At 48.6% G+C, this 15,745-nt stretch carries 9 protein-coding genes and 2 pseudogenes; 7 read left to right on the forward strand and 4 right to left on the reverse strand.

Annotated elements, in window-relative coordinates; genetic code table 11:
* The first annotated feature begins 148 nt into the window (after positions 1-148).
* From H6F51_10540 to H6F51_10570, 7 genes and pseudogenes are all read left to right on the forward strand, one after another.
* Positions 149-820, forward strand: coding sequence for a hypothetical protein (locus tag H6F51_10540; protein ID MBD1822926.1), 672 nt, complete (start codon positions 149-151; stop codon positions 818-820).
* A 542-nt stretch (positions 821-1,362) separates the two neighbouring features.
* The gene (locus tag H6F51_10545) at positions 1,363-2,547 is read left to right on the forward strand and encodes a low temperature requirement protein A (protein ID MBD1822927.1); all 1,185 of its coding nucleotides are present in this window, start codon (positions 1,363-1,365) and stop codon (positions 2,545-2,547) included.
* Between the two features lie 52 nt (positions 2,548-2,599).
* Positions 2,600-3,469 (forward strand): SDR family NAD(P)-dependent oxidoreductase, encoded by an 870-nt coding sequence (locus H6F51_10550; protein ID MBD1822928.1) that lies wholly within the window; start codon positions 2,600-2,602, stop codon positions 3,467-3,469.
* Positions 3,470-3,477: 8 nt separating this feature from the next.
* Complete coding sequence (locus H6F51_10555; GenBank protein ID MBD1822929.1) at positions 3,478-4,719, forward strand: MFS transporter; 1,242 nt, start codon at positions 3,478-3,480, stop codon at positions 4,717-4,719.
* A 141-nt stretch (positions 4,720-4,860) separates the two neighbouring features.
* Positions 4,861-6,573 carry an FAD-dependent oxidoreductase gene (locus H6F51_10560; protein ID MBD1822930.1) on the forward strand — a complete coding sequence of 571 codons (1,713 nt, stop codon included), beginning with the start codon at positions 4,861-4,863 and terminating at the stop codon, positions 6,571-6,573.
* Between the two features lie 97 nt (positions 6,574-6,670).
* Positions 6,671-7,300: an NAD(P)-binding domain-containing protein gene (locus H6F51_10565; protein ID MBD1822931.1), complete on the forward strand. Its 630-nt coding sequence runs from the start codon at positions 6,671-6,673 to the stop codon at positions 7,298-7,300.
* Between the two features lie 104 nt (positions 7,301-7,404).
* Positions 7,405-8,406, forward strand: a pseudogene (locus H6F51_10570) (NADPH:quinone reductase).
* 87 nt (positions 8,407-8,493) lie between these two features.
* Here the strand turns inward: H6F51_10570 and H6F51_10575 are convergent.
* The 4 genes and pseudogenes from H6F51_10575 to H6F51_10590 form a co-directional block, all read right to left on the reverse strand.
* Entirely contained in the window at positions 8,494-10,032 is a 1,539-nt protein-coding gene (locus tag H6F51_10575; protein ID MBD1822932.1) for a NarK family nitrate/nitrite MFS transporter, read from the reverse strand.
* 87 nt (positions 10,033-10,119) lie between these two features.
* Positions 10,120-12,316 (reverse strand): annotated as a pseudogene (locus H6F51_10580) (nitrate reductase).
* Between the two features lie 14 nt (positions 12,317-12,330).
* A complete protein-coding gene (locus H6F51_10585) occupies positions 12,331-13,992 on the reverse strand; it encodes a ferredoxin--nitrite reductase (GenBank protein MBD1822933.1) in 1,662 nt (553 codons plus the stop codon).
* 574 nt (positions 13,993-14,566) lie between these two features.
* Positions 14,567-15,718: an ISAs1 family transposase gene (locus H6F51_10590; protein ID MBD1822934.1), complete on the reverse strand. Its 1,152-nt coding sequence runs from the start codon at positions 15,716-15,718 to the stop codon at positions 14,567-14,569.
* Positions 15,719-15,745: the final 27 nt, after the last annotated feature.

A 15,745-nucleotide genomic window follows, 5' to 3' on the forward strand; every position in this document is an offset into this window, starting at 1 on the left:
CAAGCCGGGAATGACCTTCAAGCAGGTTCAGAAAGCACCGATGAAAGCGTCTGCTGAGTCTTGATTGCTGCACCAGGCATCAAAACCGAAGGATCACCCCGCAACCAGCACCCTCCCTAAACACAGCATTATTTGGCTCCCCAACTTTATGCGTTACACGCCTTATGACTTCAACAACATCAAACTGCTCAGCTTCGCCGCTGTATGCAGTTTGGCACTGGTTGGGCTAGCAAACACGAACACGGGGGTTGCTGTACTTCACAAAGTTCAGCAGGTGCCGGCGACGCTGACTCGGCTACTGGCAACTCCTACCGCTAAGGGCGCGGTGGCCATCTGTGCAGCTGAAGGAAACTGTACCGCTACTGGACAGTTGACTCGGTATGCTGCGGGCCATTCCGATCCCGGCAACGGGGCGTGGAATGTTGGACGCTTCAGTTCTCAGCATGGCGATAGTCCCGGCGAGGCAGACCAAAAACAACTGGCGCGTCTGCGATCTCAAGGGGAAAGGCTGTTGAACACGGCAAAACGCGAGAAGGTGTCCTTAAACGTAGAGGAAATCATTAATGCAGTTGATCTCGCCAATCAGTCCCCGCTCGCTGCTCTTGATCCGCAGGGCGGCTACGTTCACCGACTGAAGCAGTGTCGGCATCAAGGCAAACAAGGCAAGGCAGCCGTCTTATGCGCCCGGACCAGGAGTTATAGGAATCCGGTCACGGGTGTATTGGAAGCACCGGGCCTGGGCAACTCTCCCGCACGGGTGAACCGCGACCAGCAGCGGCGCATCGACGCGATTAGCGACGTTTTGGAAGCTGATCGATGAACGGTAGTCCCCCGTCAGTTAGATTGAAATGTCGCTCTTTAGGTTGAAACGTTTGTTGGCTAAGTTGAAAGTTTGAATTTATCTTGGCGTAGCAAATTTATCTCGCTCGTGCAATTATCAGTCATCGGAGGTGCATCAGCTACACTGAGAAAATGGTGTACGCAGCGTTAGATTCTGCTAAATCGATTGACAAACAGGCTGTAAATCCTGATACACAACTTCACTTCATAATTAAGAAAAGATTATTAGAACCTTAAGAGTAGTTGCTGTGCTCCAGAATTAATCCGAAAAAATAACACATCTCTAACCTTTGGACGAGTCGATGATTTGGGGGATCACCAACAATGAACAGTCGTGAGGAATGAGCAACGTCTAGCTAAAGGCATATTTCACTGTAACGATTGTTTATTTTTACATTTTACAAGCGACTAGGAAACGATGAGGCTCAATTTTGCGCTGTCATCATGAGCAAATAATTGCTGTCATTCTGCCCTACTTCGTCAGACTGATGGTACAAGTCATTTCTGGAAGTAGCAGACGAGATGAATCAGAATCGCCAATATCCCTTGCAATTGTATGCTGAGAAAAATGAGGGTGGTGAACGTCACGCCACTTGGCTAGAGCTATTTTTCGATCTAGTCTTCGTGATCGCGATCGCGGAACTAGCCCATGCGCTGCACGACCATTTGACGTGGGCTGGCATCGCCAGTTTTGCTGCACTCTTTGTGCCCGTCTGGTGGCTGTGGATCGACTTCAGTTACTACGCCGATCAGTTTGATGTCGATCGCGGCTTCTACCGACTAATTATGCTGGGTGTGATGTTTGGCGTAATTGTGCTGGCACTGGCGATCCCCGAAGTACTGGAGGGCAGTTCTGCCGTTTTTGCGACCATCTATACAGCACTGCGAGCGGTCATTATCTTCTTGTATTTCCAAGCCTGGCGCTTTGTCCCCGAATCACGAGAACTCACTGCCCGTTACACAACCAGTTTCTCCATTGCTTTTGGCTTCTGGTTAGTCTCGATTTTTGTGCCTGAACCGCTGCGCTTTGTTCTATGGGGCGTTGCCCTATTCATTGAAATTAGCAATGGACCCATTACCTACGCCACGATTCGCACGGTTCCTGCTCAGACATCCCACATGGATGAGCGCTTTGGCTTATTCGTCATCATCGTCCTGGGGGAGGCTATTCTGGCAGTCTCGACTGGGGTTGATGAGACAAACTGGCAGGGCACAACCGTTCTGGCTGCGCTGAGTGGATTCATCACGGCTGTGAGTTTCTGGTGGCTTTACTTTGAGCACGCCGATGCTTCTGTCATCAACTGGGCACTGCGAGGGGGTAGACGCGCCTTACTCCTTTCCTACATTTATGGCTACAGTCATCTGCTCGTCTTTATGGGCATTGTAGCTGCAGGAGTGGGTACGCAAGTGGCGATCGAAGCTACAGCAGCGGCGGAAGCTTTGTCGCTCCCGGTACGAGTTGAGCTGTGTGGGGGTATTTCCCTATTTATTCTTGGGCTCACTATCGTGCAGTGGGCTGCCCCGCAATCGCTCCCTGCTCAGGTCATCAGAGTACGGTTGTTAGTGGCATTGGGTTGTGCTGTCTTGATCGGCTTGGGCTATCTGGTTACTCCAGTTGTACTGACCATCATCTTTGCCGTTATTTTGGTCGGTCTAGCTAGCTTTGAATCCCAACGAACTCTACCTGTCTTTAAACAGGAAGATTGATCATCGTCCGGCTTTTAATACCCTTCCATCTCTTAACTAAGGAATCTCCCCCATGCCTAATCACTCTCAAAAAGTTTGGTTTATTACAGGTAGCTCTACGGGCTTTGGTCGATCGCTTACTGAAGCAGTTCTTCAACATGGAGATCGCGTCATTGCCACTGCGCGTAAACCTGAACAGTTAGATGAGCTCGTACAGGCATATCCTCATACGGCAAAAGCAGTTCGCTTAGATGTTACGAATCCTCAAGAAATTGATGATGCGATTCAAGCAGCAATTAATGCTTTTGGTCGAATTGATGTCGTTGTCAACAATGCTGGATACGGGTCAATTGGAGCAATTGAAGAAATCAGCAACGAAGCCATCCAGCGGCAGTTTGAAACGAATGTCTTTGGCGTTTTGAATGTGACTCGTGCCGTTCTGCCCATTCTGCGGCAACAGCAAAGTGGTCATATTCTCAATCTATCCTCTGTGGGTGGTTTTGTTGCCTTTGGTGCAACCGGGATTTACTGCGCAACGAAGTTTGCTGTAGAAGCGCTATCCGAGGCACTGTCTAAAGAAGTTGCTGAGATGGGGATCAAAGTCACCATCATCGAACCGGGGGCGTTTCGGACCGACTTTAACGGGAGATCGCTGGCAAAACCGGATCAATTGATGGATGAATACAAATCGGTGAGTGGTGGGTTTCTGCAATGGCTGGAAGAGATGGATGGCAAGCAGCCTGGTGATCCCGATAAAGCCGCAGCAGCGATGATTCAAGTCGTTGAAAGTGATAATCCTCCTTTACGGTTGGCTTTGGGAGCGGATGCCGTTAGCGTAATCGAGGAAAAACTGAAATCGATGCAAGCTGAATTAGATGCTTGGAGAGAGGTTTCGATCAATACAGCGTTTGAAGGGGCACAAATGGCAACAATCGGAGGGTAAGCACCGTTATGGCATCTCGCGAACGAGCCAGCCACACCCTACGGAACACTGCTGTTTCAAGATCAGACACCTGGATGATCAAAGCGATACTGCTATTAGCCAGTACTCTTACAGTCATGGCTGGGGCAACCATCGCGCCATCTCTACCGACGATGCAGAGCTATTTTAGTGGAACGCCGAATGTCGAATTTTGGGTCCGGTTGGTGCTGACAATGCCAGCCTTGTTCATTGTTATTGGTTCCCCGATTGCTGGACAGTTGGTAGACACCATAGGACGCAAATCACTGCTAATTGGAGCAGCTTTCCTCTACGGTCTGGCGGGTAGTTCTGGCTTTGTGTTGAACTCTTTATTCGCCATTTTGGTGGGACGGGCACTGCTAGGCTTAGCAGTTGCTGGAGTAATGGTGAGCGCTACGACTCTGATTGCCGACTATTATCAGGGGGACGAGCGCGCCAACTTCATGGGACTCCAAGCCGCCTTTATGGGGCTAGGAGGTGTCTTGTTTTTGACGGTAGGTGGCTTCATTGCGGATGTTAACTGGCGATTGCCATTCCTGATCTATCTATTTTCATGGGTACTACTACCGGCGATCGTTCTTTTGCTGTTTGAACCAACACGCAACAAACCGTCAGAAGATACCCCTTCTCAAACTGGCTCCAGAGCAACGTTACCCATCAGGCTGCTGGCTTTCATCTACAGTGCAGCACTCCTCATGCAGATTATCTTCTACCTGATTCCAGTGCAGTTGCCGTTTTATCTGCAACAACTCGCTCGTGCCAGTGCGACCCAAAGTGGGTTGGCGATTGCCCTTGCAACCTTGCTCAGTGCGATTGCTTCTATGAATTATGGCAAACTCAAACGTCATTTGAGCTTTATTAAGATTCTAGCGATCGCCTTTCTGCTGATGGGACTTGGTTACATCGGACTTGGACTAGTGAACTCCTACGAGTTAGTATTGCTGGTGCTCATTCCAACGGGTTTAGGGCTGGGACTGTTAATGCCTAATCTTACAGTTTGGACATCAACAGAAGCTCCAGATTCCCTGCGAGGTCGAGCATTAGGTGGACTCACAACCTTCTTCTTTCTGGGTCAGTTTCTATCGCCCGTTGTATCTCAACCCATCAGCAAGGGTATGGGGTTGGCGGTAACCTATGGATTGGCAGGGGTTATGCTGGCAGTTCTGGGAACCGTGCTGTGGATTTCCCAAAAGAGTATTTGTCGGGCGATCGAATCGCGGATTGGACGATAAAAAGACACAAAAACGGTAATGCTTGGAGAGCAAGCACCCTAAAAAATTGAAGAAGCAATTCAGTCAGACGTTTTAAGCTGAAAGCTAAGTCGGAGTTAAAAGAAATCTTCTAAGTCAGGAGCCATTAAGCAGAGTTCTATTATGGAAACAATTTCTGACAAACCATTTGATCCAACTGATCCCTATGTCCGTACCGCTCAGACGTTTCCCGTTTTGACGGAGGAGCAAATTGAGCGAGCCAAGTTGCTCGCTCAGGAGGAATTCTTGGCAAAAGGAACAATCCTGTTTGAGCGAGGGCAGCGGAGCGTTGATTTTTTTATTGTTTTGAAAGGCAATATTGAGATTTACGAGCATCGCCAAAATGGGGTGAATGTGTTTACGGTACACAATGAATATCAGTTCACCGGAGAAGTTGATTTATTCAATAACCGACAAATTCTGGTCGGGGGTCGTATGGGCGAGGACGGGCAGGTGTTGCGCTTTAATCGCCAGCAGTTTCGCAAGCTGATGATTGCCGAACCAGACATCGGTGAAGTCGTTGTGCGAGCGATTATCCTGCGCCGGGTGGGTTTGATTTCCCATCAACAAGGGTCTGTCGCACTCATTACAACCAAAGAGTCCGCTGACACGCTTCGGATTGAACGATTCTTACGTCGCAACGGCTACCCGCTGGAAGTGCTCAACTATGATGCAGCCTGCCAGGAAAAAGCATTTCTAGACAATGTTGACCTTAAACCAGAACATCTTCCAGCCGTCTATATTCATCTGGGCGAGAAGCTGTTACATAATCCCTCCAACTTTGAACTGGCTGAATGCCTTGGCTTAGTCGAGACTCTGCCACCCAACCATGTTTATGATGTAGCTATTGTCGGTGGCGGACCTGCTGGACTTTCGGCTGCCGTCTACGCCGCCTCGGAAGCCTTAGACGTGGTGCTGATTGAAACGGAAGCCCCAGGAGGGCAAGCTGGCACTAGCTCAAAAATTGAGAACTATCTAGGGTTCCCGACTGGAATTTCTGGTCAGGCGCTCGCTGGACGGGCACAGATACAGGCGCAGAAGTTTGGAGCCACGATCGCCCTTCCCTTTTCAGTCAGTGGGATTGATTGCCAAACCCACCCCTTTACCTTGACCTTAGACAATCAGGCAAAAATTCAGACTAGAGCGGTTGTAATAGCGTCTGGTGCCCGATATCGAACCTTGGATTTTCACCATGCTTTTGACAATGCAGGTGTTTACTATGCTGCAACGGCAATGGAAGGAAGTGTTTGTCAGAGTGAGCCAGTCATTGTTGTTGGTGGTGGAAATTCCGCCGGACAAGCCGCTGTCTTTCTATCTCGTCATGCCAGTCACGTCCATATTCTGGTTCGCAGTCAAGATCTAAAAGCGAGTATGTCTGACTACTTGGTAGGTCGCATCAAAGCTGCAGACCGCATTACGTTACATACCCAGACTGAAATCACAGCGTTAAAGGGCGATAAACATCTAGAGGAGGTGACTTGGTATAATAGCAGCACTGGCACAACAGAAACCCATGCCATTCGCCATATTTTTCTCATGATTGGTGCCGTTCCCAATACCCAATGGCTGCAAGACTGCTTAACGCTTGACGAGAAAGGCTTTGTCTGTACTGGACCTCAGCTTATCGAGCGTCAAGCTTGGAGGCTCCAACGACAACCGACAATCTTTGAGACGAGTGTTCCTGGTATTTTTGCTGCGGGTGATGTGCGTTCTGGCTCGGTTAAACGGGTTGCTTCGGCGGTTGGTGAGGGGGCCATTATTATCAGTCAGGTACATCAGTTTTTAAGCGAGCAGAACGGACGAGACCTCTCGAATCAGCAATTACCGATTCACTAGTAGCGATCGCCACTGGAATTCGCAGCATTGGACAAGCAATCGAGTCTTGGGTTGAACAGTCAGGAGCAAAGACAATTGTAATTGCAGGACAGAGACTATGAAAATCGGCATTATTGGCTCAGGTAATATTGGCGGAACACTGGGACGTCACTGGGCTAAGGTAGGATATGAAGTGATGTTTAGCTCTAGGAATCCGGCGGAGCTAAAGACAATGGCAGCGGAAGCGGGTGCCCAGATGGGTACAGTACAGGAAGCCTCGGCGTTTGGCGAGGTGATTCTGCTGGCAATTCCATTTGGTAAGGTTCCTGATTTAGCGCAGCAAATTGGACGGTTAGACAACAAGATTCTGATTGATGCCACTAATCCCTATCCGCAACGGGATGGGGATTTGGCAAGAGAAATAATTGAGGACCAGGCTCAAACGGCAAGCGGATATGTTGCCAGTCAGTTTCCAGGGGCTCACACCATCAAAGCATTTAAGTCCATCTACTACAAAGTGCTGGAAGAAAAAGCGTTTCGCTCTGGAAATGAACGAATCGCCGTACAAATTTGTGGTGATGATCAGCAGGCTAAACAAACAGTCAAACAATTGATTGAAGCGATCGGATTTACACCGCAGGATCTTGGAAACCTCAACAGTGGCACCATTTTTGAACCTAACGCACCACTCTACAGAAATAAGAACCTGGCGATCGTCGAGGCGGAATTCTTGTTGAGCCAGCCATAACGCTCACAGGCTGTTTGTGAATATCTTATCCAAATCAAAAGAAGAAAGCCGCTGTGTCCATCTCGACAAGTATGAATCAAAGCTCAATTGCCACTCAATCAAGAATGCAAGCAGCTTGGTATCAACAACAAGGCACAGCCAATGATGTGATTGAAATTGGTGAACTGCCAACACCTGAACCGCAAGCAGGCGAGGTGAGAGTCAGGGTTTATGCTTCTGGGGTTAATCCCTCTGACACTAAATTTCGCAGTGGTTAGGGTGGGTTGAGGATGGCTTTCCCGCGTGTGATTCCTCATCAAGACGGCGCAGGGGTGATTGAAAGCGTTGGTGAAGGAGTTTCATCGACTCGGATTGGGGAACATGTCTGGATATATGAAGCCCAACTAAGACAACCCTTTGGCACTGCCGCTGAATTTGTCGTTGTCCCAGATGCTAATGCAGTCCGTCTACCCGATAACACTAAGTTTGTAGAAGGTGCGTGTTTGGGCGTTCCAGCGGTGACGGCTCATCGGTGTTTATTTGCAGACGGAACGATCGCCAATCAAACAGTGCTCGTTACGGGTGGCGCGGGTGCCGTTGGGTACTACGCGGTGCAACTGGCAAAGTGGGCAGGTGCAACGGTAATCACAACGGTTAGTCGCCCTGAACAAGAGGAATTGGTGCGCTCGGTCAATGCCGATTACATCATCAATTACAAGACTGAAAATGTAATTGATCGCATTCAATCAATTGCTCAACAAGAACGTGGAGTTGATCGCGTTGTTGATGTTGATCTGAGCGCTAACCTTGACATTGCTGCCGCTGTTCTCAAACCCAACTGCGACGTCGCTACCTACAACACTGGCGATCCAAACAATCGTCCAGCCATTCCTGCCCAAACGTTTCTGGTACATGGCACGGTTTTACGATTTGTGCTGGTGTACATCATGCCTGATGCTGCAAAACAACAGGCAATTCAGGACATTACTGCTGCCTTAGAAGCGGGGGCGTTGCACCACAACATTGCCCAACGCTTTTCGCTGAGTGAAGTGGCAGCAGCGCATGACGCACAAGACAGCGGCAAGATGATAGGTAAGGCAATCGTCGAAATCAACACGGGACACTAAGCTAACGTGAGTTCTGCTTAGCGCAAAAAAACTTGACATCTATAGGAGCGTCAGTGCCGTGGTAGCAGCGCTTATATTGTAGGGAATTTATTTAGAGATATTTTGGTTTGCGTGGACGTTGTACAGTTCTGCTTGAGGCAGCAACGAATCTCCAGTATACTCTTCAGCAAAAGAGCCACTCGGTTCCTTCAAGCAAAACGCGCATAGACTTGCACAAACGAGAGCGCTAATTCCCATTGCTTGAAACAAAGTTTGCGCGTTGGAGAGGCTGAAAATCGTTAGGTAGACCACACCGCCAAAATTGCCATACGCACCCACGCTGCCCGCGATTTGTCCTGTCACTTCTCGCTTGATCAAGGGCACTAAGCCGAACGTTGCACCACACCCAGCTTGAGCAAAGTAAGCAGCAAGGATTGTAACGGCGATTGCCCAACCGATCGACCAGCTTGCATGAATTCCAGCAGCCATGAGATAGCTGATTCCAATTCCTGCGCTAATCGCGGTTAGCGTCCACTTACGACTGCCAAAACGGTCAGAAATTAGACCACCGCTGGGGCGAGAAAATAAATTCATGAATGGGTAAACAGCAGCAATCATACTTGCTGTCACATGATCGAGACGAAAAGTAGACTCAAAAAATGCAGGAAGCATCGAGACGACCGCGAGTTCTGATCCAAAGCTCACGACGTAAGCAAAATTGAGTAAGCCGACTTGTCGGTATTCATAACGTTCATTGAGTGGGTAGGTTTTGCGGTGGCTTACAACTTCGTGGTTAACCTGCCACGCTTTATAAGTTTGATAAGCAAACAGGACTGCGAGTAATGTCCAAGTAATCAGGAGTTGAGTTTGGTTGAAAAAGCGAACATTCGGTTGAGCTAAGCGCCACGCGAGTAAGCCGAGCGCGAAAATTAGACCGAAGTTAAAGGCGATCATTGCATAGAAGCTGTGGGCACTTGTGACCTCGATCGCGCCACTGCGTTTTGGCTTTTTGTAAGTTTTTCCGGTTGGGGTATCTTGGGCGGCTCGACCATAGATCCAGCCGTAGATTGCACAGACTACACCAACAAGCGAGATCGCGACTCTCCAGTTCGTTGCGCCTCCTGCTAGAAACGCGGTTCCAACTGCGACAAGCGGCAATGCAAATTCAGCGGCAAATGCACCGAAGTTTCCCCATCCGCCATAGATACCTTCAGCCATCCCAATTTCTTTGGGCGGAAACCATTCTGATACCATGCGAATGCCGACAACGAACCCTGCACCGACAATTCCCATAAGCAATCGGCTTAACACTAAGTGATTAAAGTTCTGCGATAGTGCCGTTGCAAAACAAGGTAAAGCAGCGAAAATCAGGAGCGTTGAAAATGTAATTCGAGGTCCATAGCGATCAAGCAACATCCCAATAATGATACGCGCGGGAATTGTGAGCGCTAAGTTACAGATTGAGATCGTTCTAAGTTGTTCGGGGTGAAGATCAAATTCACGACCGATCGTGGTTGCAAATGGAGCAAAATTGAACCATGCAACAAAAGTTAGAAAAAACGCGAACCAAGTTAAGTGAAGGACGTGATAGCGATTTGTTGAAGATTGACCGAACAGATGTCGGGAGGAAAGGAGATCTTTGAGCATTGTAAATTTTCCAGGTGAGGTACTAGTCTGCTCGTAATTAGAAATCAGGAGCTAACGGCGCGAAGCTTGTTTCAATAGGCTGAAGCATCAAGTTTGAGACTCTGCCATCACAAATTCAGGTATTGATATAGACGAAATCGGCTCGGCACCAACCGGAACCAGTTGAACTGCACAAGCTTTCAATTCAGGCTGTAGAGACTCAGGACAGGAAATCGGATGAGTCAGCGCATTCGATTCGGATTGAGTTGCCCAGAGCGCTCCCCAGTGCATTGGAACAAAAACCGTTCCAGGCACGATCGCACTCGTGATCAGAACTGGAAATTTCGCCTTGCCGCGATGCGATCGCACCTCAATCCAGTCATTGTTCTGCAAGCCTAAGCGAGTTGCATCATTTGGGTGGATTTCTAAAAATGGGTGAGGATGCATCTGTCGCAGCTTCTCGATGCGACCTGTCCGGGTTTGAGTATGCCAATGACCGTACAGCCTGCCAGTGGTTAGAACAAACGGATAATCGGCATCGGGAGTTTCTGCTAAACCTCGCGAATGATAAGCACCAAATCGAGCACGACCATCAGGGGTGGGAAAGCGATGATCAGTGTACAGTCGTTTCGAGGTTCGAGCAGAATGTTGACCTGCGGGATAAGGCCATTGAACCGCACCGTGTTGGAGTAATTCGTGGCTGAGTCCGGTCATGTCACAGAGGCGATCGCGGGTAAGTTGCACAAATTCCGCAAAAACCTCTGCCGCATTGGTAAAGTGAAAGGCTTCAGCAAAGCCTAAACGCCGACCCACTTCGGCAAAAATTTCCCAATCTGCTTTTGCTTGTCCCGGTGGATCACGAAATGCTGGAAGCAAGGTTACAACTCGCTCAGAATTGGTCATTGTTCCAGTTTTTTCGCCCCATTGTGCTGCTGGAAGTAAAACGTGGGCGTAGTTCGCGGTCTCGGTTGGATAGTAGGCATCTTGGTAAACCGTGAATGGGGAAGCCCGCAGAGCGGCTTTTGTCCGGGGGAGATCGGGCATACTCACGGCAGGATTCGTGGCTGCAATCCAAAGAAAGCGAACTTCTCCCAGTTCTAAGCCGCGAATCATGTCCCAAGCGGTGCGTCCAACTTGGGTTGAGATCTGACCTGGGGGTAAGTTCCAGAACTGTTCGACTTCAGCACGATCACTTGCATTTTTCACCCAGCGATATCCGGGTAAAAGTCCTGCAAGTCCTCCAACTTCTCGCCCGCCCATCGCATTCGGTTGACCTGTGAGCGAGAAGGGACCTGCACCGGGTTTTTCGATTTGACCTGTAAGGAGATGGAGGTTGATCAGCGATCGAGCTTTCGCTGTTCCCTCGCTCGATTGGTTTATGCCCATTGTCCAAAGCGATAAAACCCGCTTGGATTTTGCCCAATATCGAGCGGCGGTTTCGAGGGCTTCGATCGATATATTGCAGCGTTCAGCCACGACTTCAGGTGGGTAATGCTGAATTACATCTGCATAAGCTGGAAAGTTCGCGACACATTCATCAATAAAGGCATAATCAACCTGCTTCCATTGGTTTAGCAGGTAAGCAATGCCATTGAGAAGATCGATATCAGTACCGGGACGAATGGCGAGGTGGAGGTCTGCTGCTTCAGCAGTTGATGTACGACGTGGATCAACGACAATCATTTTGACATGACGATGCTGTCGATGATACTTCCGTAATCGGTTAAAGATGATTGGATGACATTCAGCAGTATTCGTACCAATGAGGAATGCACAATCGGTGAGTTCTAGATCGTCATAGCAGCAAGGAGGACCGTCAGACCCTACAGCTCTTGGTATAGGCTGTGACGGCTGAAGACATACATAAACGGGAATTTGAATCGATGTTATTCGTGCCGAGAAATCCCCGCATGAGTTTGTGAATGACATAATAGTCTTCGGTCATGAACTGACCGGAACCGTAAAGACAAATTGCTTCAGAGCCATAATAGGTTTTTGTTTGCTGAAGTTGCTCCACGATGCGATCGAGCGCCTGATCCCAACTTACCCGCTGAAATGGTTCGTCAAGACTGTTTCGCATCATTGGGTAAAGGAGACGCTGTTTGTCGATCGCTTCGGTCACGGTTGCGCCTTTGACACAAATCATGCCTTGACTTGAGGGGTGATCGCGATCGCCTCGAACTTTCCAAATTGGAGTCCCTTGACTATCGCGATGGATGGCTTTTCCTTTTTGAGCCGGGGGCGACACTTCTAAACCACACCCTACACCACAGTAAGGGCAGAGCGTTTTTGTTACGTCTGTCATTGTTAATGTCTCACTTAGCTTTGGGTGACTTCGTTGAGCAGTTCCGGTGGTACGAAATAATCAGTTTGTCTTGGTTTTGCTCCGAAGTGTTCGATCATCAAATTTCGCAAAATTGGTAAGAGATCATCACACGGAACACCGGATTGCACTCGCGATCCTAAATGAGCCTCGCTGCCAACTTTACCGCCCATCCAAATATCGACGGCTTCAACGACTTGCCCGTTTTTGCGGGCTTTGGTTCCCATTAATCCGATGTCTGCAACTTGCGGCTGTCCACAGGAGTTGGGGCAACCTGTCCAATGGATTCGCACGGGCTGTGGAACGGTTAATTCTGCTTCGAGGGCTTTGATTATGGCTAAAGCACGATTTTTAGTTTCAATCAAAGCGAATCCGCAAAATTGGCTTCCGGTACAAGAGACAAGCCAGCGAGAAACCGGATCAGGCTCAACTAGAAAGCGTTCTTGAAGTAAAGGTTCTTTTAACAACGCATCTAATCGCGAATTTGGAACATTTGGAATAATTAGATTTTGCTCAACCGTCAACCGCAGTTCACCACTTCCATAGACATCGGCCATTCGCGCAAGTTCAAACATTTCATGGGCATACAAGCGACCGATCGGAATATGTAAGCCAACATAGTTTAATCCCGGTTGCTTTTGCGGATACACGCCAATGTGATCGCGTTTGTCCAAAGTCATTTCATCAGCTTCGGCAGCAGACTCAAGCGATCGACCCAGTTGTTGTTCTAGCTCGGATCGAAACTTTTCAATTCCCCAAGCATCGATTAAATACATCAATCGTGATTTTTGACGATTGGCTCTCAGTCCATGATTGCGATACAACAATAGAACCGCTTCGCAGACGGCGACCACATCACCCGGAGAAACCCAAGCATTCAACGGAACAGCTTCTTGATACCGCTTGGGTGAGAACATACCGCCAACAATGACGTTAAAGCCGATTTGATCATGCTTATAAGCGGGAATAAAAGCAAGATCATTGGTTTCTGCATGAACTGAATTGTCGCGACATCCAGCGATCGCAATGTTAAATTTTCGGGGCAGGTTAGTGAAAGCAGAGTTCCCGGCTCCCATATGGGTAATCATGTCTTGCACTGCACGACACAAGCCGCGAGTATCAATCAATTCATCAGCTTCAAGCCCTGCAACCGGAGAACCAGTCACATTGCGAACATTATCTACTCCGGTTTGAACGCTCGTCATTCCCGCTTCTTCAAATCGTCGGAAGATATCTGGTGCATCTTCGATCCGAATGCCTCGAAGCTGAATATTTTGACGAGTGGTAATGTCGGCATTGCCCTCGTCGCCGTAGCGCTGCACAATCTCTGCTAAAACGCGCATATGGTTGCTTGGCATCACTCCGTTCGCGGTTCGCATTCGGAGCATGAATCTTCCAGGCGTGACTTCACGATAGAACAATCCCAGCACACGCAGTCTGAAATCTCGATCGGCTTCTTCGATCCCTTCCCAGCCTACACTCGCAAGCAGCTCTAGCTCTCGCTTTAGCACTAATCCGTCCTTCTCTGCCTTAATTCGTTCAAACTTATTCTGTGTTTTTGCAGGAGGAGCTTCGGTTGTTAAATTCTCAAACTGAGCGATCGTTTCCACGTCTGTCAAATTCTCTGATGCACTTGCAGTCTTAGAGATTCCAGTCATCACGTTTATCTCCACAGCAAAGCTAGCAAATTTACTAAAAGCAAATCTGTAAAACAATACTTCTAAGCAGCAATATTCTTTTGAGCGGTCCTGCTGATTAGGCTATGCAATTCAGTAAAGTGCTTCGGTAAACATAGCTACAAAGAGCAGGAAACTTGCCTAAATCTATCTTTAGGTAGGTTATTGTTAATTCGCAAAGTTAGAGTTCTAATTTTTGCTGGAAGGTTTGTATTGTTGAGGTGAGAAAGTTGGTTGTGTCCCAAAGAATGGTAGAGCAGGGAAGTTTAATTTTCTCTAGTCTTGCTCTAAATGACGATTGATTCCCTGTTGTTGAGTACAGTGCTACACAATGACTCAAGTAAATTGATACATTCAAGGTCTCACAGGAAGCCTTTCACTATAGCTCCGATCACATAAAAAACGTGGCGGTTAAACCACGTTCAACAATCCGTGTATCGAATTGATTAAAGCTCTCCAGCATTGAGTGGATTGCTCATCGGATAGAGTTCTACTTTCGTCATCGTACTGTGAGCCATTTTGCCGAACACTGGACATCTAGGGTGAACGCACATCTTTACGGTTGACGAGTTATTTTAGAGGATTGAGCTAACACCTTGAGCAGATAGTTGCTGTCCCAACCCGCCTTGAGTCGCTTTGCATGGATGCCGCCCTTTGCTGATTTTTCCTGAGTCAGCAAGTTGAGTGCTAGATGGCGAATCACCGCTAAATTTTCGCCACTGTAGCCGAGGGTAGAGCGGGCTTGGTCTTCTCGAAATCCCACATCGAGCATCCAATGCAGTTGATTTTCAATGCCCCAGTGACCGCGCACCGATTGAGCAAATCGCCGAGCATCCAGCGGCAAGCTGAGTAAGTAGTAGCGACGTTCACAAGTGGTCTTGTCCTCGATTTGACGTTCCGCTTCAACACAACCAATCGTTGTCAGCTTTGCCCAGTTCTCAGCTCCGATGAGATGTTCAGTTTGTCCCATCACCCAGTAGCGTCGAATCTCCTTGCGCCCATGTGCTTGGTCTTGCGTCTCATAGCAATCGTGTTCGATGCCTCGAAACAAGTGCTGACGGGCATGGTCAAACAGTTGCACAACATCCTCAAACAGATTGCCTTGGTTACCTTTGAGTGCTAGCACATAGTCCCCTTGTTGTTCCACAATTTGAGCCGCAATCGCAGTCTGGCAGCCCATTGCATCAATGCTCACAGTTGCCCCTGTAAGGTCTAGTACACTCAGTAATTCTGGAATTGCAGTAATCTCATTCGATTTTTCATTCACTTGGCGTTGCCCCAACACCAATCGATGTTGCACTGCCCAAGCACTCACCATGTGAATCATGCCTTGCTTGCCGCCGCGCTCATAGCTGCCCCGCAATGTTTTGCCGTCTACAGCAAGTAACTTCCCGCCACTGATCTCAAACACTGCCTGTACCCAGTTAAGAAAACACTGCTGCAAGGCTTCAGGTCGCAGCCGAGCAAACACACGCTCTAGCGTGTCATGCGGGGGGATACCGTTTGGAAGCTCTAGAAAGGTTGCCAACCACTCCTGTTTCGCAAGCCCATAGTTCTCGATCTCGACCCAACTCTCCGCGCCACAAATCACCGCGCAAATCGTAAGCATCACAATGTCAATTAATAAATGCTCAATGCTGTGTTGAACACGTGGGTCAGGCAACTCGCTGAAATAGCTTTTGAGGTCGCTCAGGCAGGATTCAGACATGAGGAGCTTTCAGATGCAGGACTGCTT

This window comes from Cyanobacteria bacterium FACHB-DQ100 (genome assembly GCA_014695195.1).
Lineage (GTDB): Bacteria > Cyanobacteriota > Cyanobacteriia > Leptolyngbyales > Leptolyngbyaceae > Leptolyngbya.

What these genes read in the sequence shown, in the direction of transcription:
- H6F51_10550 (MBD1822928.1), top strand. Translation starts at nt 2,600, where the DNA reads ATGCCTAATCACTCTCAAAAAGTTTGGTTTATTACAGGTAGCTCTACG.
- H6F51_10555 (MBD1822929.1), top strand. Translation starts at nt 3,478, where the DNA reads ATGGCATCTCGCGAACGAGCCAGCCACACCCTACGGAACACTGCTGTT.
- H6F51_10590 (MBD1822934.1), bottom strand. Translation starts at nt 15,718, where the DNA reads ATGTCTGAATCCTGCCTGAGCGACCTCAAAAGCTATTTCAGCGAGTTG.
- H6F51_10540 (MBD1822926.1), top strand. Translation starts at nt 149, where the DNA reads ATGCGTTACACGCCTTATGACTTCAACAACATCAAACTGCTCAGCTTC.
- H6F51_10545 (MBD1822927.1), top strand. Translation starts at nt 1,363, where the DNA reads ATGAATCAGAATCGCCAATATCCCTTGCAATTGTATGCTGAGAAAAAT.
- H6F51_10575 (MBD1822932.1), bottom strand. Translation starts at nt 10,032, where the DNA reads ATGCTCAAAGATCTCCTTTCCTCCCGACATCTGTTCGGTCAATCTTCA.
- H6F51_10565 (MBD1822931.1), top strand. Translation starts at nt 6,671, where the DNA reads ATGAAAATCGGCATTATTGGCTCAGGTAATATTGGCGGAACACTGGGA.
- H6F51_10560 (MBD1822930.1), top strand. Translation starts at nt 4,861, where the DNA reads ATGGAAACAATTTCTGACAAACCATTTGATCCAACTGATCCCTATGTC.
- H6F51_10585 (MBD1822933.1), bottom strand. Translation starts at nt 13,992, where the DNA reads ATGACTGGAATCTCTAAGACTGCAAGTGCATCAGAGAATTTGACAGAC.